Genomic DNA, 22,811 nt, shown 5'->3' on the forward strand with positions numbered 1-22,811 from the left:
TCATTCTACGCGGCTGAGCAGGCCGCCCGGAGCGCGGTGAACCTTGCCGTCGAGTTCCAGCGTCAGAAGGTGCTGCGCCACGGTGGCGGGCGGCATCGACAGATCGCGGATCAACTGGTCTTCGGCCAGCGGGCTGGGACCAAGGCGGGCCAGAATCTGGCTGTGGACGGCAGAAACATCGGCAAGCGGGCGCCGCGCAGGGACAGGGCCGGGCAGCGGTGGCGCGTCTTCCACCACCTCGGGGGCAAAGGGCAGCACCTGCGCGCCCAGCGAGTCGAGCACATCACCCGGCCCGCGGACCAGTGTCGCCCCATCGCGCAGCAAAAGGTTGCATCCCGCCGCGCGGGCATCAAACGGATGGCCCGGCACCGCAAGCACATCGCGCCCCTGATCCAGCGCGGTTTTCGCGGTGATCAGCGAGCCAGAGCGCGCCGCCGCCTCGACCACGACAACGGCACGCGACAGGCCAGAGACGATGCGGTTGCGCTGCGGAAAATGGCGGGCCTGCGGCTGCATCCCCATCGGCTGTTCCGATACCAGACACCCGTCTTCCGCGATCTGCGCCATGAGCGTTGCATTCTCTTCGGGATAGGCCACATCGACACCGCCAGCCTGAACCGCCACGGTGCCGCTGGCCAGCGTCGCCTCATGCACCGCGGTGTCGATGCCGCGGGCAAGGCCCGATACCGTGGCAAAGCCGCCCTGCGCCACGCCTTCGGCCAGCCGCCGCGCCATGCGCAGCCCCAGCGACGAGGCATTGCGCGCCCCGACCATCGCCACCAGAGGGCGGTGCAGCAGGCCCGCATCTCCCAGCACCCAAAGCACCGGCGGCGCGTCGGGCAGATCACACAGGGCGGGCGGATAGGCGCCGCTGCCCCAGACAATCAGTTGCGCCCCTGCGGCGCGGCCCTGAGCCATTTCGTGCCGGGCCACTTCCACCGGACAGGGCGCATAATTTTCCACGCCAGCCGCGCGGGCCACATCGGGCAAGGCGGCAAGGGCGGCGCGGGCCGATCCATGTTCGGCCATCAGCCGGTGCCATGTCACCGGCCCGACCCGCCGGGAACGAATGAGACGAAGACAATCCACCGGGTCATCGTCCAGGGGTGTGGGGTGGGGTGTGGGTTTGGATGTCAGTCCCATGTCCGCCTCGCCTCATTCGCAGGGCCACCTTGGACCGCGCAAGGTTAACGGCAGGTGAATCATCGCATCGCGCGCCAAGATTTTTGCACGGCCCGCATCCTCGCCCTTCTCCCGTGGCGAAAACGGGCGGCACAGGGTCGGGAAGATGATGGACGCAGCCTTCAAAGTTTGATCAAATGTCGTACAACGGCCCATGTCGGGCCAAAAGGAGCGCCAAGCCATGCTGAATGCCGAAGTAGCCCGCCGCCGGGATGACGCGATCTCGCGCGGGGTGGGGATGATGACCCAGATCTACGCCGACCGCGCGTTGAACGCCGAGGTCTGGGATATCGAGGGCAACCGCTACATCGACTTTGCCGCCGGAATCGCCGTGGTGAACACAGGGCATTGCCACCCCCGCGTGATGGCCGCCGTCACCGAGCAACTGGGCCGCTTCACCCATACCTGCCATCAGGTGATGCCTTATGAAAACTACATCCGCCTCGCCGAACGCCTGAACGAGAAAGTGCCGGGCGATTTCGCGAAAAAGACGATCTTTGTCACCACCGGCGCCGAGGCTTGCGAGAATGCGGTGAAAATCGCCCGCATCGCCACGGGGCGTAATGCGGTGATCGCCTTTGGCGGCGGCTTTCACGGGCGCACCTTCATGGGCATGTCGCTGACCGGCAAGGTCGAACCCTACAAGAAGGGCTTCGGCGCGATGATGCCGGATGTGTTCCACGTCCCCTTCCCGATGGCCCCGCATGGCATCTCCACCAAGGATGCGATGGCGGGCATCGAGAAACTGTTCAAATCCGATCTGGACCCGACCCGCGTGGCCGCCATCGTCTTTGAACCTGTGCAGGGCGAAGGCGGCTTCTACCCCGCGCCCGCCGATCTGGTCAAAGCCATCCGCACCCTCTGCGACAAGCATGGCATCGTGATGATTGCCGACGAGGTGCAGACCGGTTTCGCCCGCACCGGCCATCTCTTTGCGATGGAAGCTTACGGCGTCGCCGCCGACCTGACCACGATGGCCAAGGGGCTGGCAGGCGGCCTGCCGCTTGCGGCGGTGACGGGACGGGCGGAACTGATGGATGCCGCCAATCCGGGAGGTTTGGGTGGCACCTATGCAGGCAACCCCCTCGGCATCGCCGCAGCCCATGCGGTGCTGGATGTCATCGAAGACGAAGACCTTTGCGCCCGCGCCAATGAACTGGGCAGCCGCCTGAAGCAGCGGCTGGAAGCCATCCGCGCGACCACACCCGAGATCATCGACATCCGTGGCCCCGGCTTCATGGTGGCGGTAGAATTCGCGAACCCCGGCACGCAAGAGCCGGACGCCGGCTTCACCGGCCGCGTGCGCGCCGAGGCGCAGAAACGCGGTCTGATCCTGCTCACCTGCGGCGTTTACGGCAATGTGGTCCGCTTCCTCGCGCCGATCACCATTCCTGACGCCCATTTCGCCGAAGGGCTCGATATTCTCGAAGCCTCGATCGCGGCGGCGCGCAGCGCCTGACCGCAGGCCGCATGGCAAAAACAGGGGCGCGGGCGCATGGCGTTCTGCCGCAAGGACGGCGCTTTTCGGGCGCCATTCTCCTTGCGGCAGGCATAACTGCGCCGCAAGTTGCAGAAGCTGTGGCAAGTGTTCGCTAATGGGTTGTAAATGTTCGTCCTGACTACTGGGTAAACCGATTACCGAAAGAATGACGAAATTGACCGCGCTTGGCACTGATCTGCTTAGAAACACTGAAGATTTTCCGGCCTGCGCCACGCTGGACGACATGATGTGCTGGTTGATTCGTCGCTGCGGCGCATCGGCGGGCATGGTGCAGGTGGGCGCGGATGACGCAGCGGCACGTTTCCAGATGGCTTGGCCAGAGGGGTGTCTCGCGCAATTCTCGGAGTCTTTGGCCGCCGCCCCGATCGACAAGATCAAATACCGCACCCGCCCGCTGGGCGAGGTTGAGGGCAGCCCCGTCACGCTTTTTCTTGATCTCGGGCCGCAGGCAAATCCTGCCGCAGCCGATGCCGATGTGGCCCGCTTCGGCCCGTTCTTGCGGTTGGCGCTGGAAAACACGCTGCTGCGCCGCAAGCAGGACCGGCTGAACAACCTTGCCGGATTGGCCGGGGCCTGGCTGTGGGATATGGACAGCCAGGGCCAGATCACCCATCTGGCCCCGCCCAAGGCCGATGGCGCGGGCATCGGCCTGCACGGCCCCCCTCTGGCCGAGGCGGATTGGGCCGGTGCGGATTGGTCTGTCATTCGCGCCCGCCTGCCCCGGCAAAACGTGATCCGCGATCTTTTCCACACCATCACCCTGCCCGATGGCAGCCAACGGCCCCTCCGCACCAATGCGACACCGCTGCGCGACCGGACGGGGCAGTTTCTGGGCTATACCGGTGTCAGCGCCGAACGGCCCTTTCCGTCCGACCAGGAACATCAGGCGATCTCGGCCTATCAGCGCCTGTCGGCGGTCCTCGATGTGCTGCCGGATCTGGTGTTCGAAATCACCGCAGACGGGCGCTACACCGACTTCATGGCAGGCCCTGCCGAACTTCTGGGCGATGCGCGAGACTCGCTTCCCGGCCGCACCCTTGAAGAGGTGCTGCCGCCAGATGTGGCCGCGCGCAGCCGCAAGGCGCTGGCCGAAGCGCTGAAATCGGGGCGCAGCACACCCATGCGCTTCAAACTCGACTCGCCGGCGGGGATGCGCTGGTATGAAACCTCCGGCGCACGCAAGCTGGCCCATGCCGCCGGCGAGCAGCCGACGGTGATTTTCGTTGTGCATGATGTCACCAAGGACATGCAGAAATCCGAAGATCTGGGCCGGCTGGGCCGGGTCGTCGAGAACATGTCGAACCTCGTGGTCCTTGTCGATGTGGACCAGAAGATCACCTGGGCCAACAATGCGTGGCAGCATCGCACCGGCTGGACCCTGCCCGAGGTGATCGGGCGCCGCCTCGCCGACGTGGTGCGTGGCAGACGCGGTGATCCGCGCAATGCCGCCGAGGTAGACCGCGCAATCGAAACACAGCAGCCCTATCACGGCGCCACCATCAACTTTGACCGTCACGGCATGGGGTATTGGATCGATTTCAACATCCTGCCGCTGCATGACCGCGACGGCAACGTAAACGGCTATGTGTCCATCGAAACCGATGTCACCGCGCAAAAGGAGGGTGAGGCCAAGATGGCCCAGCTCGCCGACGAGGCCGACCGGATGCGCGCGCAGCTTTACGACGCCATCGAAACGCTGCCCGATGGCGTCCTGATCTGGGATGCGAACGAACGTCTGGTCTTTGCCAATTCGGCCTATAAGCGCATGTATCCCGAAGCCGCGCCCCATCTGGTCCCCGGCGTGGCTCAGGTCGACCTTCTGCGCATGGGGTTAGAGCTGAAAGCGTTTCCCGAGGCATTCGGCCGCGAGGAGGAATGGTTTCAGGAACAGCTGGAACGCTACCGCAACCCCAACACCGACGAGGTGATGCGCGCGGATGACCGCTGGATCCGCCGCGTCGACCTGCGCACGCCCGACGGGGGGCGCATCGCCGTCCGCATCGACACAACCGAACGCCACCGCCAGATGCATGCGCTCGACGAGGCGCACCGCTCGCTGGCCGAGGCGCGCGACTCTCTCGCCCAGATCATCGAAAGCGCCGATGTCGGCACATGGGATTGGCGGGTGGATACGGGGGCGCTGCGCATTGGCGGCCGCTATGCCCAGATGCTGGGCTACACGCCCGAGGAATTGGGCGAGCCTTCGGATGCCATGTTCCGCGCCCTCGTGCACCCCGAAGATCTGGCCCGCCTCGACATGACCGAGCATGATGATTTCGCCCCCCTGCCAGACGGGCGCGAACCCGTGCGAGAGCATCAATTGCGTATGCGCCGCAAGGATGGCACTTGGGCTTGGATTCTGTCACGCTCTGCCGTGACCGAACGGATGCAGGACGGCAAGCATAACGCTGTCGTCGGCATCCATCTCGACGTGACAGAACGCAAGAAGCTAGAGGACCTCGTGCTCAGCAACCAAGCCTTCCTGACCGAAGTGATGGATACCTCTATCTCCGCCATCGTCGTGGTCAGCGCGCAGGGCCTGCTGACCTATGCCAATGCCGAGGCGGAGCGCATCCTTGGCCGCGACCGGACCGTGCTGGAAGGGATGAACTTTGCCGATGCCGTCTGGGGCATCACCGCGCCCGATGGCAGCGAGATGTCGGTCGAGGATTTGCCGGTATCGCGGGCGCTGGCCGAAAACGCCATCGTCAGAGACATCCGGATTGCCATCACCCGCCTCGATGGAACGCGGCGCGTCCTGTCGGTGAACGCGGTCCCGCATCAGGGGGTTGATGCCACGGCTGCCGAAAAGTTGGTGATCGCCTCTTTCGTAGACATCACCGAAGAATTGACCAAGGCCGCACGGCTGGAACAGGCGCTCGTCGAAGCGAAAACCGCGAGCCAATCGAAATCGACATTCCTTGCGAACATGAGCCATGAAATCCGCACACCGCTCAACGGGGTGCTGGGCATGGCCGAACTGCTGGACGGGCTCATTCAGGACCCGCGCAAGAAAGAGATGATCGGCACGATCCGCCGCTCCGGCGAATTGCTCCTGAATGTGCTCAACGAAGTGCTCGACATGTCCAAGATCGAGGCCGGAAAGATGGTGATCGAACAGATCCCCTTCGTCCCCGCCGAGATCGCCCGCCAGATCGAACCGCTGCACGGCCTGCGCGCCGAGGAAAAGGGCCTCGATTTCGAGGTGCTCACCAATTCGGGGGCAGAGCGTTTGCGGCTCGGCGATCCGTTCCGCATCCAGCAAATTCTAAACAATCTGCTCAGCAATGCCATCAAGTTCACCGAAAGCGGCGCGGTTTCTCTGGTGATGTCGGCCCGCGATGGCAAACCGCTGACGATCGAGGTCAGCGACACCGGCATCGGCATGTCGCCAGAACAGGTCGACCGTATCTTTGACAATTTCGAACAGGCCGAAGGTGGCACGACGCGGCGCTTTGGTGGCACGGGTCTGGGCATGCCCATCGTGCGCAACCTCGTCGAGCTTATGGGCGGCAGCGTCTCGGTGACCAGCCGCGTCGGCCAAGGCACGCGGGTGCGCATCTCGCTCCCGCTGATGGAGACGAGCGAGCCGCTCATCGCAGAACCCGCGCGCGGCGAAACGCCCGTGCTGCAATCGCTTCACGGGGTGTCCCTGCTCATCGCGGACGATTCGGCAACCAACCGCATCGTCATCAACGAAATGCTCAAGGACACCGGGGCCGAACTGGTGCTGGCGGTAAACGGGGCCGAGGCGGTGGATACCTGGCGTCAGCGGGCCGAGGCGGGAACGCCCTTCGACATGCTGATCCTCGATATCGCGATGCCGGTTCTGGATGGCACCGGCGCGCTCCAGCAGATCCGTGACAGCAATCTGGCAGGCTCACAGGTGCCGGCCATCGCGGTGACCGCCAACGCGATGTCGCATCAGGTGTCGGAATACATCATGGCCGGATTTGATTCGCATGTTCCCAAACCTTTCCGGCAGGCAGAGCTGCTTCACGCAATTTCTATCCTGCTCACCCGCTGACAGCACAACCAAAGCGGTATAAAAACAACCCCAGATTGTGTAAACGGAAATGGACAACTCTCAACCGTGTAATTGGGCATCACTCGCCCAGATTAGTCCTTTGTGCGGCCACATTCTGATGAAATAAGTTAGCTCTGCGTTAAGCTTATGGCGTATCCATACGTCATGTTCGCGTCAGTGTGTGTCTTGAGGGGGATTCAGTGTTGGCCCAGAATGTCAGTCCTTCGCCCGCAGTCGTGCTGCTGGCGGAAGACGATGAAGTCAATCAACAGATTGTTCGTCATCTTCTTGCGGATTTCCCCTTTATCGAACTCGTGGTTGCCTCCGATGGCAAGATGGCGCTGGAAGCGGCCATCTCGCAGCCGTTCGACCTGATGATCTTCGACCGCCAGATGCCGCTCATCACCGGCGACCGGGTGATCCGCCACCTCAAGGCGGCGCGCACCGTCAACACTGCGACGCCGATCATCCAGTTCACCGCCGATGCCCAACATGCATCGGTCACCCACCGCGCGCACGATCAGGCAGACGTCCTCATTCCCAAGCCGATCCAGAGCGAGGTGTTCCGCTCTACCGTCCTGAGGCTGCTCAACCGGCAGCCTTGCGAGTAATCAGGCAAAATTTTTGCCTCGCGCCCCATTTATGCCGCAAATGCCAGCTTAGGTTGTGCTCAGGCAACCGAGGGTGGTAATTATGTCTGCCAGCATGAGATATTTGGCCGTTGACGATGATCCGGCATTTCACTTTGTTCTGACCAAAATGATGACCCATCTGGGCTACCAACCGCCTGTCTGCGCAATTTCTGCGGTAGAGGCCCTGAATTACCTGTCCGACCCCAAACAGCATTTCGACGCGATCCTGCTCGAGATCCAGATGCCCGGCATGGATGGCATCGAGGCCTGCCAGCACATCCGCGCGATGGCGCATCACAAAGACACGCCCATCATGATGGTCACCACCATGAACGGGCGCGAGTTCGTCGATCAGGCCTTTGCGGTCGGTGCCACCGACTATCTGACCAAGCCGATCAACCGCATCGAATTGCAGGCGCGTCTGGGTATGCTTGACCGTCTGGTGAAAGAGCATGCCCATGCCCGTTCGCTTCAATTCGCAATGGAATCGATGGACGATATCCAGAGCTTCGGCTTCGCCTTCGAAGACCCGATGACGCTGCCCAAATGCGGCTCTCTCATCGACTATCTCGCCTTGGAAAACCATCTGCTCACGCTCAGCCGCCTGAAACTGCACGCCCATACCGCGCTCGCCTTTCAGGTTGTGGGCGGGGCCGCGCTGTTCCGCCGCCTGAACCGGGTGGAGTTTCTGGACTGCATGGAAGATGTCGGATCAGCCATCGCCGCCTGCCTCAAGCGCCAGAACTTCCTGCTCGCCTATGCCGGAAGCGCCGAGTTTGTCAGCATCCTCAATCGCACACACCCGATCGACATGCTGGAACTGGAACAGGAGCTTTCGTCAGAACTGATGGTGTTCGATGCCGTCTATGAAAGCCTTGGCCTGCCGATGCTCGAAGTGCGCATCGGGGCCACGGTCAATTCTGGCCTGTTCTCGACCTCGGCCGTCAAGACGATGCTGGGCCGCGCGCGCGCCTCTGTGCGCGGGCAATCGGGCTTTCACATGCAGTATATGGCAGGCTAAGATGCTGGTGGGAACCAGCACGGGGCAGACCATGACAGAGTCGTGGGCGCAGGCGATCATACCGCAGTTTCTCGATCTGACGGCCAGCCGCCAGATCGAGATCGAAATCGAACGCGGCAATCTCGAAGCCGGAACCGATCCCAAACATGCCGCCCGCGAGATCGGCAAAATCGTGCACAAGATTGCCGGCACCGCCGCAAGCCTCGGCTTTCCCGGCCTTGGCGCGCAGGCGCAAACGGTAGAATCGCTTTGCCACCAAGCCGCGGCCTCCCCTGCCCGCGATCTTGACCCCGCACTCAAGCGCCATCTGCTGCGCGCACTCGATGACCTGAACCAGGAACTTGACCGGGTGCTTGTCACCACGGTGTGACTGGCCTTGCCCTTGATGCGGGGGCGGCCAAGTCCCTAAATCAGATCAGAGCGTTACGCAGCGGCAAAGGCGGAAAGGCGCCTGAAGCCGCCAAGTCACATTTTCCTGACTGGAACCTTTTCGCGTTTTGACGCGTTGTATGGGCATGTAACGAATACACCTGCCAACAAACGAGGCCTTCCCATGAAAAAATTCGCTCTCCTGTCCGCCGTGGCTCTGTCGCTCGCCGCTTGCCAGACCTCTGACCAGAACGCTGCTCTGGGCGGTCTTGGCGGCGCTGCCGTCGGCGCGGCACTGTCCTCCGGCGAAGACCGCACCACCGGCGCTCTGATCGGCGCAGCAGTGGGCGTTGCCGCCTCGACCCTGATTGGCCCCGCCCCGCAGCGCGGTCAGTGCTACTACCGCGACCAGAACGGCAACCGCTTCATCGCCGCTTGCTGATCTGATCCGGCGGATCACAAAGGCGCGTCCGGGAAACCGGGCGCGCCTTTTGCTATACGCGCGCCACGCTGACGGGCCACGCCTGCCCCCTTGTGCGGGCTTTTCAGGCCGCGCCCCAGCCGATAAGAGCGGGTCATGCACAAAGGCCGCCCCGCATGACCCAACCCGCCGCACCCGCCAGCGATGCTCTTGTCCTGCAAGGGGCCTGCGCCGCGTTGTCCGGCAAACGGGTGCTGCATGATCTGACGCTGCAGCTGCAAGAGCGGCGAATCGGGATCATCGGGCGCAACGGGTCCGGAAAATCCACACTTCTGCGCCTCCTCGCGGGCCTCATTGCCCCCGAGACAGGCAGCGTGCGCGTCGCAGGGCTCGATCCTGCCCGCGCCCGCAAGGAGATGCTCGGCCAGATCGGCATCCTGTTCCAGAACCCCGATCACCAGATCCTGTTCCCCACCGCGGATGAGGAACTTGCCTTCGGGCTCATCCAGATGGGCCTGCCGAAAGCGCAGGCACAGGCGCAGGTTCGGGCGCTTTTGGCCGAACATGGTCGCAGCCATTGGCAGGGCGTCCCCGTCTCCAGCCTCTCGCAAGGACAACGGCACTGGCTCTGCCTGCAAGCTGTGCTGCTTATGCAGCCGCGCACCATTCTGCTTGACGAGCCCTTTGCCGGATTGGATCTGCCGACCCAGGCCCGCCTCGCCCGTGCCTTCGCTGCCCTGCCCCAACGCCTCATCACGATCACCCACGATCCGGCAAGCCTTGCGGGCAGTGACCGCGTGATCTGGATCGAGGCTGGCCGCGTGGCCGCCGATGGTCCGCCAGCGGCGGTCCTGCCGCAGTTTGAATCCGAAATGCACCGACTGGGGGGCCTTGATGCTGACGCTGACCTCCCCGGTTGACACCCCCCTGCACCGGCTCCGCGCCGGCCACAAACTGGGCGCGCTGGCGGTGTTCACCTTCGGGCTTTTCTGGGTCAGCGCGCCGCTCGTCCTGTCCGTGGCCCTTCTTGTCGTCGCGGGCCTCTATCTTGCCGCAGGTCGCCGCTTTAGCCTGCACGGACTGCACATGTTGCGCCCGCTCTGGCCTTTCGTGGTGGTGGTCGCGCTCTGGCACCTGTGGCTGAAAGACCCCGCCTCGGGTGCCACCATCATCATGCGCATGGTCACCGCCGTCGCCGCCGCCAATCTGGTGACGATGACAACCCGCCTTTCCGACATGATCGGAGTGCTCGAACGGCTGGCCCGCCCGCTTGCGCCTGTCCTGCCGCCGCGTCGGCTGGCCTTGGCCATCGCGCTGGTGATCCGGTTCATCCCCGTCCTGTCGGAACGCGCGGCGCAACTGGCACAGGCATGGCGCGCCCGGTCCGGCAAGGCGCCCCGCTGGCGGCTCTTCGCACCGGTCGCGCTCGCCGCCCTTGATGATGCCGAAACTGCGGCCGAGGCCTTGCGCGCACGCGGTGGTGCAGGCTAGACACAGCGCGACCCTGCGCCGCAGCACAGCAAGACCCCGCGCGGCAGCCTCCCCCATATCTCCGAGGACAAGATGGAACGCAGCCTTACCCACATCGCCCTGTTTGCCGCCCTGATCGCGGTTCTGGGACTTGTCCCGCGCGTCGATCTGGCCGCCGGAGTGCCGATCACGGCGCAGTCTCTCGGGATCATGCTGTGCGGCACCGTTCTCGGGGCCAAACGCGGGGCGCTTGCCGTGCTGCTGTTTCTTCTGCTGGTGGCACTTGGCCTGCCGCTCCTGTCGGGCGGGCGCGGCGGTCTGGGCGTCTTTGTCGGCCCCTCTGCGGGTTTCCTCATCGGCTTCCCGGTCGCGGCCTTCGTGGCGGGCTGGGTGATGGAACGCACCACACTCCCCGCCTTCTGGGCCGCCGCGGCGGGCGCCGTCATCGGCGGCATCGGAGTGCTCTATGTCTTTGGCATCACCGGCATGGCCATCGTGCTGGACAAGACGATGTCCGAAGCCGCGCTGCTGGGGCTGGCCTTCCTGCCCGGCGACGTCATCAAGGCGGTCGTGGCGGGGCTGGTGACACAGGCCATCGCGCGCGCGCGCCCCGCCGCCCTGCTGGCACGGGCCTGAAGCCCCTGCGGCACCCCCGCATTCCCTAGCGCTGGCGCTCGACCGCCAGCGCGCTGCCGATACCGCCCGCCGAGGCGATGGCGGCGAGTCCCACCCCGTCCCCGAGGCTGTGAAACAGCCGCACGGCAAGGATCGCCCCCGAGGCTCCGATGGGGTGCCCCCGCGCCAGGGCGCCGCCCCCCGTGTTGACCCGCGCAAGGTCCAGCCCCAAGCCCTCCACACAGGCCATCGCCTGCGCCGCATAGGCCTCCATCACCTCGGCCTGCGCAATATCGGGCGCGGCAACGCCAAGGTCTTCAAACAGCGCCAAGCCCGCAGGCACGGGGGCCAGCCCCGGCTGCTCGGGGTCCGCGCCCAGCGTGCGCGCCCCAAGGATGTGCAACGCCCCCGGCCTTGCGAACCGATCCGCCGCAACCAGACAAAACGCCGCCCCGTCTGCCGCCACCGCCGCCGTGGCGCGCGTCACGCTTCCCGCAACCACAGGCGCGCGCGCCAGCAGGCGCGGCGTCAGCCCACGCGCAAACGGGTCGCGCGCCACGCCCGCCAGCGACACGACCTCGGGCCATGCCAACACCGCCAAGGCCTTGGCATGGCTTTGTATGGCCCAAGCCTCTTGCGCCGCGCGGTCATAGCCGCGGCTCTCCGCCAGACCCGCAGCCGCCTCCGCCATGCGCGGATTGCGCGCAGGCCAAGGCGTGAAGGGCGCCTCATCATAAGCTACCGGCGCACCGCCATCGGGGTCGGTCAAAAATCGCAGCGGCCGGCGCGAGAAACTCTCCACCCCTCCCGCCAGCACAATATCGGCCGCCCCCGAATCGACCAGCGCCGCCGCCAGCCGCAGCGCATCCAGACCCCCCGCGCATTGCCGGTCAATCGTCAGCCCCGCCACCCGCTCGGCCAGACCCGCCGCCAGCGCGACGCGCCGCGCCGGATTGCCCCCCGGCCCGATCGCATTGGCGCAAATCACCTCGTCCACAGCCGCGATGCCCGCATCCGCCAGACAGGCGTGCAGCACAGGCACTGCCAGCTCCTCGAGCGAGAACCGTGCAAAGGCGCCGCCCTTCGGCACCACCGCCGTCCGTCGCGCCGACAGAATCACCGCCATGCGTCCACCTCGGCCTGCAAACGGGCCAGATCGGTCTTGCCCGAAGCCAGCACCGGCCAGTCCTCCCGCCAGATCACGCCGCGCGGCGCGGCCATCGCCCCAAGGCGCGCCCGCATCGCCGCGACAATCGCCGCTTCATGGCTTCGCTCGCCCATGATGACCGCCCAGAGCACATGGCCCCGCCGCCCGTCCACCCGTGGCAAGACGGCCACCCGCGCGACCCCCGGCAAGCTGGCGGCAAAGCGCTCGATCTCCTCGGGAAACACATTCTGCCCGGCAATCGTCACCATGCGCCCGGCCCGCCCGCGCAAGACAAGCCCCGCAGCGGTCATGCTCCCGATCTCTCCCACGCTCAGCCACCCGTCCCGCCAGCGCGCGGCACCGGCATCATCTCCGGCATAACGCTCAAACAGATAGGGGCTGCGCACCCAGACCTCCCCCTCCGCCCCCTGCGGCACCTCGGCCCCGCCCGCATCGCACAGGCGCAGCTCCACCCCCGGATAGGGCCTGCCCACCGTCTCCGGCCCATCCTGAGGCCCCGCCAGCGTGATGAAACTCGCCTCCGCCGCGCCGTAAAACTCGCGCACCACGGCGGCAGGTGCCAGCGCGGCCAAACGCGCGCGCAAACCCGCCTCCAGCTTGGCCCCGCCCACCAGCACCAGCCGCAAGGCGGGCCAGTCCAGCCCGCAGGCGACCATCTGCGCCAGATGCACCGGCGTGGCATAGATCACCCCGATGCCCCGCGCCGCCACCGCCGCCGCCATCCGGTCGGGACGCAAACCATCCAGCAGATGCACCTCCGCCCCCAGCGCCAGCCCCTCCAGCGCCGCATAAAGCGCCAGCGATTGCGACAGCCGCCCCGGCACCGCCACCCGCACCCCCGGCCCAATGCCAAACAGCCCCGCGTTGACCGCAAAGCTCGCAAGCCAGGTCGCCTGCCGTCGCAGCACCCGCCGCGCCCCGCCCAGAGACCCGCCGGTCAGCGTCTCGAAACAGCCGAACCCCGCCTCCAGCGGGCCCTCGCCACCAATCCTGAACCCGGCCCCCGCCCCGGCCAAGACCGACGCAAGCGCCGCCCCCCCGGGCCGATCCGGCATCACGGGCGCAAACGGCCCCGCAAGCGGCAAAACATCGCCCTCGGGTCCGACCAGACGCGCCGCCGGATGGGGCGCAAACCCCTCCCTTGCAGCTTTCCCAAATACTCCCGCCGGAGGCATCCGCCGCGCCCCGCCCGCGACCGCGCTCAGGACCCGACCAGCGTCCGCATCCGCCGCAGCGCCAGCAGATAGCCCTCGGTGCCAAATCCCGCGATCACTCCCTCGGCCCGCAGCGACACATAGGAATGATGCCGGAACGTCTCGCGCTTGTGCACATTCGAGATGTGGACCTCCAGCACCGGCCCTTCAAAGGCGTTCAGCGCATCCAGAATCGCCACCGACGTATGGGTGAACGCACCGGGGTTGATGATGACCCCCGCCGCTTCCGCACGGGCCTCATGGATCCAGTCGATCAGAACCCCTTCATGGTTCGACTGGTAAAAGCGCAGCCCCAAGCCCAGATCGCCCGCCAGCGCGGCACAGGATGCCGCCACATCGTCCAGCGTTTCACGCCCGTAAATCTCGGGCTGGCGCAGTCCCAGCAGGTTCAGGTTGGGACCGTTCAGAATGTAGATGGGCTTTGCCATGATATCCTCTTCGCAACTCGCGCCATGCTATCCACAGCGCGCGCGGCAGGAAACCGGCTTTTGCATCCGCCCAGCGCTCATCGGGCCTGATGGCCCTCTTCGCCAGCGATGACAGCCGTCAGGCTGGAAGAGCCCCCCGGGCAAAAAAAGAGGCCCGAGCCACGCGGGGCAAGGGCCTCAGGGAGACGCCATCAGCCTGATGTCAGGCAACTTTCTCCAGCACCACCTCGGGCTGGATGCCCAGCGCGCGCACCACTTCACGCGTCAGGTGCGGACGGTTCAGCGTGTAGAAGTGCAAATCCTGCACCCCACCCTCCAGCAGCCTGTCGCAAAGCTGGGTGCAATGCGCCAAGGCATAAAGCTCCTCGCGCCCGTCACGCGCGGCGGTGGTAAAGGCCTCGTCCAGCCGCGCCGGCACATGCGATCCGCAGCGCTGCGCAAATTTCTTCGCCCCCGCCCAGCTGGTGATCGGCAAAATGCCCGGTATGATCGGCGCGGTGATGCCCTCTTTCACGCACAGATCGCGGAAGCGGAAAAACGTATCGGCATCGAAGAAGAACTGCGTGATCGCACTCGACGCACCGGCATCGATCTTGCGCTTGAGCCAGCGCACATCGGCCAGCGTATCGGCAGCATCCGGGTGCGGCTCGGGATAGGCCCCGACGCGCAGCGTGAACCTGCCCGTCGCCGCCAGCGCCTCGATCAACTCCACCGACGAGGCAAAGCCGTCAGGATGCGCGGTAAACCGCTCCGCCCCCTTGGGCGCATCGCCGCGCAGCGCAACGATCTCGGTCACGCCCGCCTCGGCATAGGCTGCCGCAATCTCCAGCGTCTCCGCCTTCGTCGCATCGACGCAGGTCAGATGCGCCGCCACGTTCAGCCCGTAATTCTTGCCGATCGCCGTCACTGCCTCATGGGTCAGCTTGCGGGTGGTGCCGCCCGCCCCATAGGTGACCGAGACAAACTCCGGCTGCATCGGGGCCAGCGCCTGCACGGTTTCCCAAAGACGGAAGGACGCATCCAGCGTCTGGGGCGGGAAGAACTCGAACGAAATGCGCGGCGTTGCCATGGTCGTCTCCTTTTGATGCCCCCTTGTCGCAGATTCGGCGATGTGAGACAAATTCATAAACTTCACGATGATCTTGTGGTAAACCTCATGTATATCGAACTCCGCCACCTGCGCACCATCCGAGCGATTCATCAGGCGGGCGGCCTTGCCCGCGCCGCCGACCTGCTCAACATGACGCAATCGGCGCTGTCGCATCAGGTCGCCAATCTGGAAGATCAGGCGGGGATGGAGCTTTTCGTGCGCCGCTCCAAACCCATGCGCCTCTCGGCGGCAGGCATCCGCATGCTGCGCGCCGCCGACCGTATCCTGCCGGAAATCGAGCTGATGGAGGAAGAATTCCGCGCCCTGCGCTCGGGCAAGACGGGGCGGCTGCACATCGCCATCCAGTGCCATGCCTGCTTTGACTGGCTGTTCCCGGTGCTGGAGCTTTTCCGGCAGGCCTGGCCCGAGGTCGATGTCGACATCCGCGCCGGCCTCGCCTTCGACAGCTTTCCGGCCCTCTTGCGCGAAGAGGTCGATCTGGTCATCACCTCCAACCCCGAACCGCTGCCGGGCCTCACCTACAACCCGCTCTTCGACTACCACCCGGTTTTCCTTGCCTCCGCGCAAAACCCGCTGGCCACCAAGGAGGTCATCACAGCCGAGGACTTCCGCGATCAGGTGCTCATCACCTACCCTGTCGGCCGCGACAAACTCGATGTCTTCACCGAACTGCTCACCCCCGCCAAGGTCGAACCGCGCGGGCAGCGTCCGGTGGAACTGACCGCCGTGATCCTGATGCTGGTCGGCTCCAACCGCGGTGTCGCGGTGTTGCCCGACTGGGTGCTGCGCGACATCAAGACCAATGCCGATTACATCACCCGCCCCCTCGGCCCCGAAACCGTGACCAAACGCCTCTTCGCCGCGACCCGCGAAGAAGACGCCGCAAAACCCTTCATGGCGCACTTCCTGCGCCTGTGCCGGTCCGAACCTGTCAAACTGCAACGCGGCTGACCGCGCGCACAGCGGCAGGCAAACGGCAAAAGGCAGGCGGAACGGCGGGCCATGCAAAGCCGGCCGTCAAGGCCACAAGGCGCAACCCGACGCCGCCGCCCGCGCTGACGCGCGCGAATCCCGCCATGACGGCGCGAAATCCCCATGCCCCCTTCCCTTGTGCGCCCGTCCGCCCTATACGCGTGCGCTGACGCGGAACGGAGTTTTCACGATGCAAGGCAGCGCCAACCTCAACCTGATGATCAAGGCTGCGCGCCGCGCTGGCCGCTCTCTGGTGAAAGACTTCCGCGAAGTGGAAAACCTTCAGGTCTCGGCCAAGGGTCCCGGCGACTTTGTCACCAAGGCCGACCGCGAAGCGGAACGCATGATCCGCGAAGACCTGATGGGCGCCCGCCCCACCTATGGCTGGCTCGGCGAGGAAACCGGCGCCGCCGCAGGGGCCGACCCCACCCGCCGCTGGATCGTCGATCCCCTCGACGGAACCACCAACTTCTTGCACGGCATGCCGCATTGGGCCGTGTCGATCGCGCTGGAACACAAGGGCGAAATCGTCTCGGCGGTGGTCTATGACGCCGCCAAGGACGAAATGTTCTGGGCCGAAAAAGGCTCGGGCGCCTGGCTGAACGACAGCCGCCGCATCCGCGTCTCGGGCCGCCGCGCGATGTCCGAGGCGGTCTTTGCCACCGGCGTGCCCTTCGGCGCAAGGAAAACCCTGCCCGCCACGCTGCAAGACCTCGCCCGCCTGATGCCCGCCTGCGCAGGTGTGCGCCGCTGGGGCGCGGCTGCGCTCGACCTCGCCTATGTCGCCGCAGGCCGCTACGATGGCTATTGGGAACGTGAACTCAACGCATGGGATGTGGCAGCGGGCATCCTGCTGGTGAAAGAGGCCGGCGGCATGGTCTCCGGCATCCGCGACACCCAGGACCCGCTGGAAGACGGCAGCCTGATCGCGGGCAACGAAGCCCTGTTCGAATCCTTCCGCAAGATCATCCGCAACGACGGCTGATCCAGCCCCGCGAGCGGCCTATCGGGGCCGCCGCGGCACCTGCGGCACCCGCGAGCGCACAAGGTCATAGCGCGCCTCCGGATGCGGCGGCGCGCCCTTGGTGCGGTTCCAGAAGCCAAAACCGCCCAGCCGCACCCACAGCGGCAGCGTCAACGCAACTCCGGCGACAAATCCGCCGGTATGCGCCCAATACGCCACCCCGCCCCCGTCGGTCGGCGTGACCGCGCCGTTGAACAGCTGCAGGGCAAACCACAGCCCCAGAACAATCCAGGCGGGGATCGGGAAAATCCGGAAGAAGATCACGATGATGATCAGAACATCCACCCGCGCTTTCGGAAACAGCAGCAGATAGCCTCCCATCACCCCGGCAATCGCCCCCGAAGCCCCCACCATCGGAATCTCCGACGCGGGATCGGCCGCATATTGCAACGCAACCGCCGCCAGCCCCGCCGCAAGATAGAAAAGGGCAAAACCGGAATGCCCCATCTCGTCTTCCATGTTGTCTCCGAAGATGAAGAGAAACAGCATATTGCCAAGCAGATGCATCCACCCGCCATGCAGGAACATGTGACTGACGATCCCCTGCAAGCCGACGCCTTCCGAAACAAAGCCCGGCACAAAACCCCATTCGTAGAAAAAACGCCCGAGCTGGCGATCATCCATCATCAGGTTGAACACCAGGAAAACCGCCACATTCGCGCCAATGAGCAGCCAGGTGACAAAGGGCCAACGCCCCGACGGGTTGTGATCACGAATGGGAAACATGGGCGCCAGCTTTTCCGATCCCCTCCGCGCCGTCAAGTGCCGGTGCCACCGGGGCAGACCCGCGTGCGCCCCTCCGGCGCAGGTGCAACGGCAAACGCAGCAAGAAGGGGGGCCAGCCCCCCGCGCTGCGCGCTCCCCCCGGAGTATTTCAAAAGCAGCAATGCAAACACGCCTTGTCTTGCTGCTTTCCCAAATACTCCCCGCGCGGAGCGCCCGCCCCGAGGAGACGCGGCGCAGCCGCGCGACGAGACAAAAAACAATGCGGCGCAGCCGCGCCTTCAGATCACGTTCAGGCCGCTGCTTCGGCCAGAAGCTGTGCATTGCCGCCCGAGGCAGTGGTGTCAATGCAGGTGTGACGCTCGAATGTGACATGGGCCTTGTCGGGCATGTCGGTAATGAGCGGCAGGATCGGCCCCGCCCGGCGGGACAGCGCGCTGGCATAGGCGCGGGCGCGGGCCGTCTCGCCCCACCAGATCGCCGCGGCAAATCCCGTCTCCTCGCCGAGCGCCTCGGGGGCGAGGTCTGGCACCTCGACCGCCACCCCGCCCAAGGCGCGAACGGCCACCGCCTGCACCATCGCCTGCGCAGGGCCGGGGCCAAGGCACAGGACGGGCGCACGGGCCAGAGTGGTCAGCCTGTTGGATTCGCCCGTCGGACCGGGCAGATCAACCGTGACCGGCTCCGGCACCGCCTGCACCATCCGCAGCGCCTCGCGCAGGGGGCGCGCTGCCGGTTCCAGCGCCCGCGCGCCATCCGCGTTGCGATGGCCGTCATCAGCGGCAGGCCGCGGCGGCTTGCAGAAACGCAGCAGATACTGCGGTCCGCCCGCCTTTGGCCCCGTTCCCGACAGGCCCTCGCCGCCGAAGGGCTGGCTGCCCACCACCGCCCCGATCTGGTTGCGGTTCACATAGATATTGCCAACCCGCATCGCCGCCACCACCTGCTGCACGCGGTCATCGATCCGCGTGTGCAGGCCAAAGGTCAGCCCGTATCCGGTGGCGTTCACCGCCGCGATCACCCGGTCCAGATCGACGGCGCGGAACGTGGCCACATGCAGCACCGGGCCGAAGATCTCGCGCGGCATCGCTTCGATCCCCGGCACCTTGATCACCACAGGCGCCACGAAATGCCCCCCTGCCGGAGCGGACAGTTCCTTCAGCACCCGCCCCTCGGCGCGGGCCTGCGCCACATAACCGGCGATGCCCGCCTGTGCCTCGGCATCGATCACCGGCCCCACATCGGTGGCCAGATGCCACGGATCCCCCAGCGCCAGATCGTCCATCGCGCCGAACAGCATCTCCAGCACCGTCTCGGCGATATCCTCCTGCACATAGAGGCACCGCAGCGCCGAGCAGCGCTGCCCCGCCGACTGGAAGCTCGAGGCAAGGATGTCGCGCACCGCCTGTTCGGGCAGCGCGGTGCTGTCCACCACCATCGCGTTAAGCCCCCCGGTCTCGGCGATCAGCGGCGCGCCCGGGTCCAGATGCTCGGCCATGCTCGCCCGGATCTTCAGCGCCGTATCGGTGCCGCCGGTAAAGGCCACTCCCGCCACCCGCGCATCGCGCGTCAGTGCAGCCCCGACTGCGCCATCGCCCGGCAAGAGTTGCAGGGCCGAGACCGGCACCCCCGCCCGATGCAGCAACCCCACGGCAAAAGCCGCAATCAGCGGCGTCTGCTCTGCCGGTTTGGCCAGCACCGCATTGCCCGCCGCCAGCGCCGCCGCGATCTGTCCGGTGAAGATGGCCAGAGGGAAGTTCCACGGGCTGATGCAGGCAAAGATCCCCCGGCAGGGGTGGCGCAGCGCCCCGGCACCGTCGGCGTAATAGCGCAGGAAATCCACCGCCTCGCGCAGTTCCGACACCGCATCGGCCTGCGTCTTGCCCGCCTCGCGCGCCAGCAGCGCGAAGATCGCGCCGAACTCGGCCTCGTAAAGATCGGCCGCCCGGCGCAGCACCTCTGCCCGTGCCTGGCGCTCTGCCGCCCAGGGCTCGGCCAGCCGCAGGGCGGTGTCGATATCGGGGGCGCCCGCCTCGGTGACAAAGCCCACCCGCGCGCCCGTCGCGGGGTTCGTAACCTCGCGGCGCAGACCGCCCGCCGCGCGGCCTGCCAGCATCGGCGCCGCCTCGAACACCGTCTCGGCAAAAGGCGCACGCGCCGCCGCAATCTTCTCCAGATCGGGGGCAGCCGTCAGGTCAAACCCGCAGGCATTGCGCCGCGCGCCGAACAACTCCGGCCCCGTCAGCAGCGCCTTGTTGGGCACGCCCAACCCCCCCTCGACAGCCGTCAGCGGGCAGGCCGCCACCCGCGCGGGCGGCACGTCCTCGTCGACGATCTGGTTGACAAAACTGCTGTTGGCGCCGTTTTCCAGCAAGCGCCGCACCAGATAGGCCAGCAGGTCGCGATGCGCCCCCACCGGCGCGTAAATCCGGCAGCGGGTGCCACGGTCCGACAGCACGATGTCATGCAGCCGCTCACCCATCCCGTGCAGGCGCTGGAACTCGAAGGCCATCGCATCCACGCCCATCTCGCCCGCCATATGCAGCACCGCCGCGACCGTATGGGCGTTGTGGGTGGCAAACTGCGGGTAGATCCGGCCCGCCAACCCAAGCAGCTTGCGCGCATTGGCGATGTAGGAGACATCCGTCGCCTCCTTGCGTGTGAACACCGGGAAACTCTCCAGCCCCAGCACCTGCGCCCGCTTCACCTCGGCATCCCAATAGGCACCCTTGACCAGCCGCACCATGATCTTGCGGTCCAGCCGCTCGGCCAGATCATGCAGCCAGTCGATCACCGCCCCCGCGCGCCGCCCGTAGGCCTGCACCACCACGCCGAACCCGTCCCATCCGGCCAGCGAGGCATCCGACAGCACCGCCTCGATCACCTCGAGCGACAACTCCAGCCGGTCGGCCTCCTCGGCGTCGATGTTGAAGCCGATCCCCGCCGCCCGCGCCAGCCCCGCCAGCGCGCGCACGCGCGGCACCAGTTCGGCCATCACGCGGTCGCGCTTGGCCACCTCATAGCGCGGGTGCAACGCCGACAGCTTCACCGAAATTCCCGGATTGGCCCGAATGTCATTGCCCTTGGCCGCCGCCGCAATCGCGGTGATCGCCCGCGTATAGGCAAGGTGATAGCGCCGCGCATCGGCCTCGGTGCGCGCCGCCTCGCCCAGCATGTCATAGCTGTAGGTATAGCCCTTCGCCTCCAGATTGCGGGCGCGGTCCATCGCGCGCTCGATCGTCTCGCCCAGAACGAAGTTGCGGCCCATCTCCTTCATCGCCTGCGCCACCGCGCGGCGGATCACCGGCTCGCCCAGCCGCTTGACCGCCGCCCGCAGATGCCCCGCCACCCCCGGTTCGCGGTCATCCAGCACCTTGCCGGTCAGCATCAAGGCCCATGTCGAGGCATTGACCAGCGACGACGCCGACCGCCCCAGATGCCGCCCCCAATCGCTCGGCGCGATCTTGTCCTCGATCAGGGCATCCATCGTCTCGGCATCCGGCACCCGCAGCAACGCCTCGGCCAGACACATCAGCGCGATGCCCTCATCGGTCGAAAGTCCGTATTCGGCCAGAAACACCTCCATCAGCCCCGGCTTGGCGCTCTTGCGGATGCGGGTCACCAGATCGGCCCCTGCCGCCGAGATCGCCGCCCGTTCGGCCTCCGGCAAGGCCGCCTCGGCAATCAGCGCCTGTACCAGCGCCGCCTCGTCGCGCAGCGCCTCGTTGCGGATGATGGCAAGGGGGGATTCGTGGGCGTCGCGCGGCATCTGGCTCTCCTGTTTGGCCCATGATACCGCGCTATCCAAAGGCTGTTCGCCCGATTATACTGGCTTACGCAGCCATTTCGCCCGCAAATCAGGCCAAATCCCATGTCTTCTGCCCTGCCCGAACTGGACCGTTTCGATCACGCCATCCTGCGCGTCCTCTCGACAGATGGCCGCATCAGCGCGGTGGAACTCGCCCGCCGCATCGGCCTGTCGAAAAGCCCCACCCAGGCCCGCATGAAACGCCTCGAGGAACTGGGCGTCATCACCGCCTATCGCGCCGGACTTGACCCGATAAAGATGGGTCAGGCCCATGTCGCCTTTGTCGAGGTAAAGCTGTCCGACACCCGCGAAGCCGCGCTGCAGGCCTTCAACAAGGCGGTGCAAGCCGTGCCGGAAATCGAGCAATGCCACATGATCGCCAGCCGCTTCGACTACCTGCTCAAGGTGCGCACCGCCGACATTCAGGCCTATCGCCGCGTGCTGGCCGAACGCATCTCGGCCTTGCCCCATGTCACCAGCACCTCCACCCATGTGGCGATGGAATCGGTGAAGGAAGGGCCGATCTAGCCTCGCCCCTCAGGAAACCGTGGTGCCCGCGGCCGGACTTGAACCGGCACGACCTTGCGATCGGGAGATTTTAAGTCTCATGTGTCTACCATTTCACCACGCGGGCAGCGCCCGCCCAGCATAGCGATGCGCGCGGCGGGGAAAAGGGGGCCCGCGCATATTCCTGCCCTTGACCGCCCGCGCTTTCGCGCGATGCAGCAGCGATGCTGCTCTGCGGCAATTGACAGCGCACCGCTTCCCCCGCTTTATGATTGCAACGGTTTTGCGGGAAAGGTCGTCATGAACAAGGTCTATCCGAATGCGGCAGCGGCGCTTGATGGGGTGCTGTTTGATGGCATGCTCATCGCCAGCGGGGGGTTTGGCCTCTGCGGTATCCCCGAACTCCTGATCGCCGCGATCCGCGACGCTGGCACCAGGAACCTCACCGTCGCCTCCAACAACGCGGGCGTTGACGGGTTCGGCCTCGGGGTTCTCCTGGAAACCCGGCAGGTCAGGAAGATGATCTCCTCCTACGTGGGCGAGAACGCCGAATTCATGCGCCAGTATCTGAGCGGCGAGCTGGAGCTGGAATTCAACCCCCAGGGCACGCTGGCCGAA

20 protein-coding genes and 1 tRNA gene are annotated in these 22,811 nt (G+C 65.9%); 13 read left to right on the forward strand and 8 right to left on the reverse strand.

The genetic code is table 11. From position 1 onward, the window contains the following. Entirely contained in the window at window positions 1-1,143 is a 1,143-nt protein-coding gene (gene dprA, locus G3572_RS20130) for a DNA-processing protein DprA (protein WP_164615235.1), read from the reverse strand. A 220-nt stretch (window positions 1,144-1,363) separates the two neighbouring features. Between dprA and G3572_RS20135 the strand changes: the two genes are divergently transcribed. From G3572_RS20135 to G3572_RS20175, 9 genes are all read left to right on the forward strand, one after another. After that, a complete protein-coding gene (locus G3572_RS20135; protein ID WP_164615237.1) occupies window positions 1,364-2,641 on the forward strand; it encodes a 4-aminobutyrate--2-oxoglutarate transaminase in 1,278 nt (425 codons plus the stop codon). 187 nt (window positions 2,642-2,828) lie between these two features. Next, window positions 2,829-6,710 (forward strand): PAS domain-containing hybrid sensor histidine kinase/response regulator, encoded by a 3,882-nt coding sequence (locus G3572_RS20140; protein WP_164615238.1) that lies wholly within the window; start codon window positions 2,829-2,831, stop codon window positions 6,708-6,710. A gap of 203 nt (window positions 6,711-6,913) precedes the next feature. After that, complete coding sequence (locus G3572_RS20145) at window positions 6,914-7,321, forward strand: response regulator (RefSeq protein ID WP_164615239.1); 408 nt, start codon at window positions 6,914-6,916, stop codon at window positions 7,319-7,321. Between the two features lie 94 nt (window positions 7,322-7,415). Next, window positions 7,416-8,363, forward strand: coding sequence for a response regulator (locus tag G3572_RS20150; RefSeq protein ID WP_164615240.1), 948 nt, complete (start codon window positions 7,416-7,418; stop codon window positions 8,361-8,363). Window positions 8,364-8,394: 31 nt separating this feature from the next. Beyond that, window positions 8,395-8,733, forward strand: coding sequence for an Hpt domain-containing protein (locus G3572_RS20155; protein ID WP_164615241.1), 339 nt, complete (start codon window positions 8,395-8,397; stop codon window positions 8,731-8,733). Between the two features lie 183 nt (window positions 8,734-8,916). After that, on the forward strand, window positions 8,917-9,174 hold the full coding sequence (locus tag G3572_RS20160) for a YMGG-like glycine zipper-containing protein (RefSeq protein WP_164615242.1): 258 nt from the start codon (window positions 8,917-8,919) through the stop codon (window positions 9,172-9,174). A gap of 155 nt (window positions 9,175-9,329) precedes the next feature. Further along, the gene (locus tag G3572_RS20165; RefSeq protein WP_164615243.1) at window positions 9,330-10,073 is read left to right on the forward strand and encodes an energy-coupling factor ABC transporter ATP-binding protein; all 744 of its coding nucleotides are present in this window, start codon (window positions 9,330-9,332) and stop codon (window positions 10,071-10,073) included. Then, window positions 10,048-10,644, forward strand: a complete 597-nt coding sequence (locus tag G3572_RS20170) for an energy-coupling factor transporter transmembrane component T family protein (protein ID WP_164615245.1) — start codon at window positions 10,048-10,050, stop codon at window positions 10,642-10,644. Before G3572_RS20165 ends, G3572_RS20170 begins: the two co-directional genes overlap by 26 nt. Window positions 10,645-10,716: 72 nt before the next feature. Continuing rightward, complete coding sequence (locus G3572_RS20175) at window positions 10,717-11,259, forward strand: biotin transporter BioY (protein ID WP_164615246.1); 543 nt, start codon at window positions 10,717-10,719, stop codon at window positions 11,257-11,259. 25 nt (window positions 11,260-11,284) lie between these two features. Here G3572_RS20175 and G3572_RS20180 read toward each other — a convergent pair whose 3' ends face one another. The 4 genes from G3572_RS20180 to metF form a co-directional block, all read right to left on the reverse strand. Then, the gene (locus G3572_RS20180) at window positions 11,285-12,364 is read right to left on the reverse strand and encodes a thiolase family protein (RefSeq protein WP_164615248.1); all 1,080 of its coding nucleotides are present in this window, start codon (window positions 12,362-12,364) and stop codon (window positions 11,285-11,287) included. After that, window positions 12,355-13,461, reverse strand: coding sequence for a class I adenylate-forming enzyme family protein (locus tag G3572_RS20185; RefSeq protein ID WP_164615249.1), 1,107 nt, complete (start codon window positions 13,459-13,461; stop codon window positions 12,355-12,357). The genes G3572_RS20180 and G3572_RS20185 overlap by 10 nt, the downstream gene beginning before the upstream one ends. Window positions 13,462-13,607: 146 nt before the next feature. Continuing rightward, window positions 13,608-14,048, reverse strand: coding sequence for a type II 3-dehydroquinate dehydratase (aroQ, locus tag G3572_RS20190; protein ID WP_164615251.1), 441 nt, complete (start codon window positions 14,046-14,048; stop codon window positions 13,608-13,610). Window positions 14,049-14,250: 202 nt separating this feature from the next. Next, a complete protein-coding gene (gene metF, locus G3572_RS20195; protein ID WP_164615253.1) occupies window positions 14,251-15,117 on the reverse strand; it encodes a methylenetetrahydrofolate reductase [NAD(P)H] in 867 nt (288 codons plus the stop codon). Between the two features lie 87 nt (window positions 15,118-15,204). Between metF and G3572_RS20200 the strand changes: the two genes are divergently transcribed. After that, complete coding sequence (locus tag G3572_RS20200) at window positions 15,205-16,110, forward strand: LysR family transcriptional regulator (protein WP_164615255.1); 906 nt, start codon at window positions 15,205-15,207, stop codon at window positions 16,108-16,110. 211 nt (window positions 16,111-16,321) lie between these two features. Continuing rightward, window positions 16,322-17,116: an inositol monophosphatase family protein gene (locus G3572_RS20205; protein ID WP_164615257.1), complete on the forward strand. Its 795-nt coding sequence runs from the start codon at window positions 16,322-16,324 to the stop codon at window positions 17,114-17,116. 18 nt (window positions 17,117-17,134) lie between these two features. On the opposite strand, the gene G3572_RS20210 is transcribed toward G3572_RS20205, so the two are convergent. Further along, complete coding sequence (locus tag G3572_RS20210; protein ID WP_164615259.1) at window positions 17,135-17,881, reverse strand: rhomboid family intramembrane serine protease; 747 nt, start codon at window positions 17,879-17,881, stop codon at window positions 17,135-17,137. A 289-nt stretch (window positions 17,882-18,170) separates the two neighbouring features. Continuing rightward, window positions 18,171-21,647, reverse strand: a complete 3,477-nt coding sequence (gene putA, locus G3572_RS20215; protein ID WP_164615261.1) for a bifunctional proline dehydrogenase/L-glutamate gamma-semialdehyde dehydrogenase PutA — start codon at window positions 21,645-21,647, stop codon at window positions 18,171-18,173. Window positions 21,648-21,749: 102 nt separating this feature from the next. Between putA and G3572_RS20220 the strand changes: the two genes are divergently transcribed. Then, window positions 21,750-22,214 (forward strand): Lrp/AsnC family transcriptional regulator, encoded by a 465-nt coding sequence (locus G3572_RS20220; protein ID WP_164615263.1) that lies wholly within the window; start codon window positions 21,750-21,752, stop codon window positions 22,212-22,214. 20 nt (window positions 22,215-22,234) lie between these two features. Here G3572_RS20220 and G3572_RS20225 read toward each other — a convergent pair. Continuing rightward, window positions 22,235-22,320 (reverse strand) — tRNA-Leu (locus G3572_RS20225). A 173-nt stretch (window positions 22,321-22,493) separates the two neighbouring features. Here G3572_RS20225 and G3572_RS20230 point away from each other — a divergent pair. Further along, window positions 22,494-22,811 (forward strand): CoA transferase subunit A (locus tag G3572_RS20230; protein ID WP_164615265.1); only part of this gene is annotated, 318 nt, incomplete at its 3' end.

Source organism: Pseudotabrizicola algicola, assembly GCF_010915705.1.
Lineage (GTDB): Bacteria > Pseudomonadota > Alphaproteobacteria > Rhodobacterales > Rhodobacteraceae > Pseudotabrizicola > Pseudotabrizicola algicola.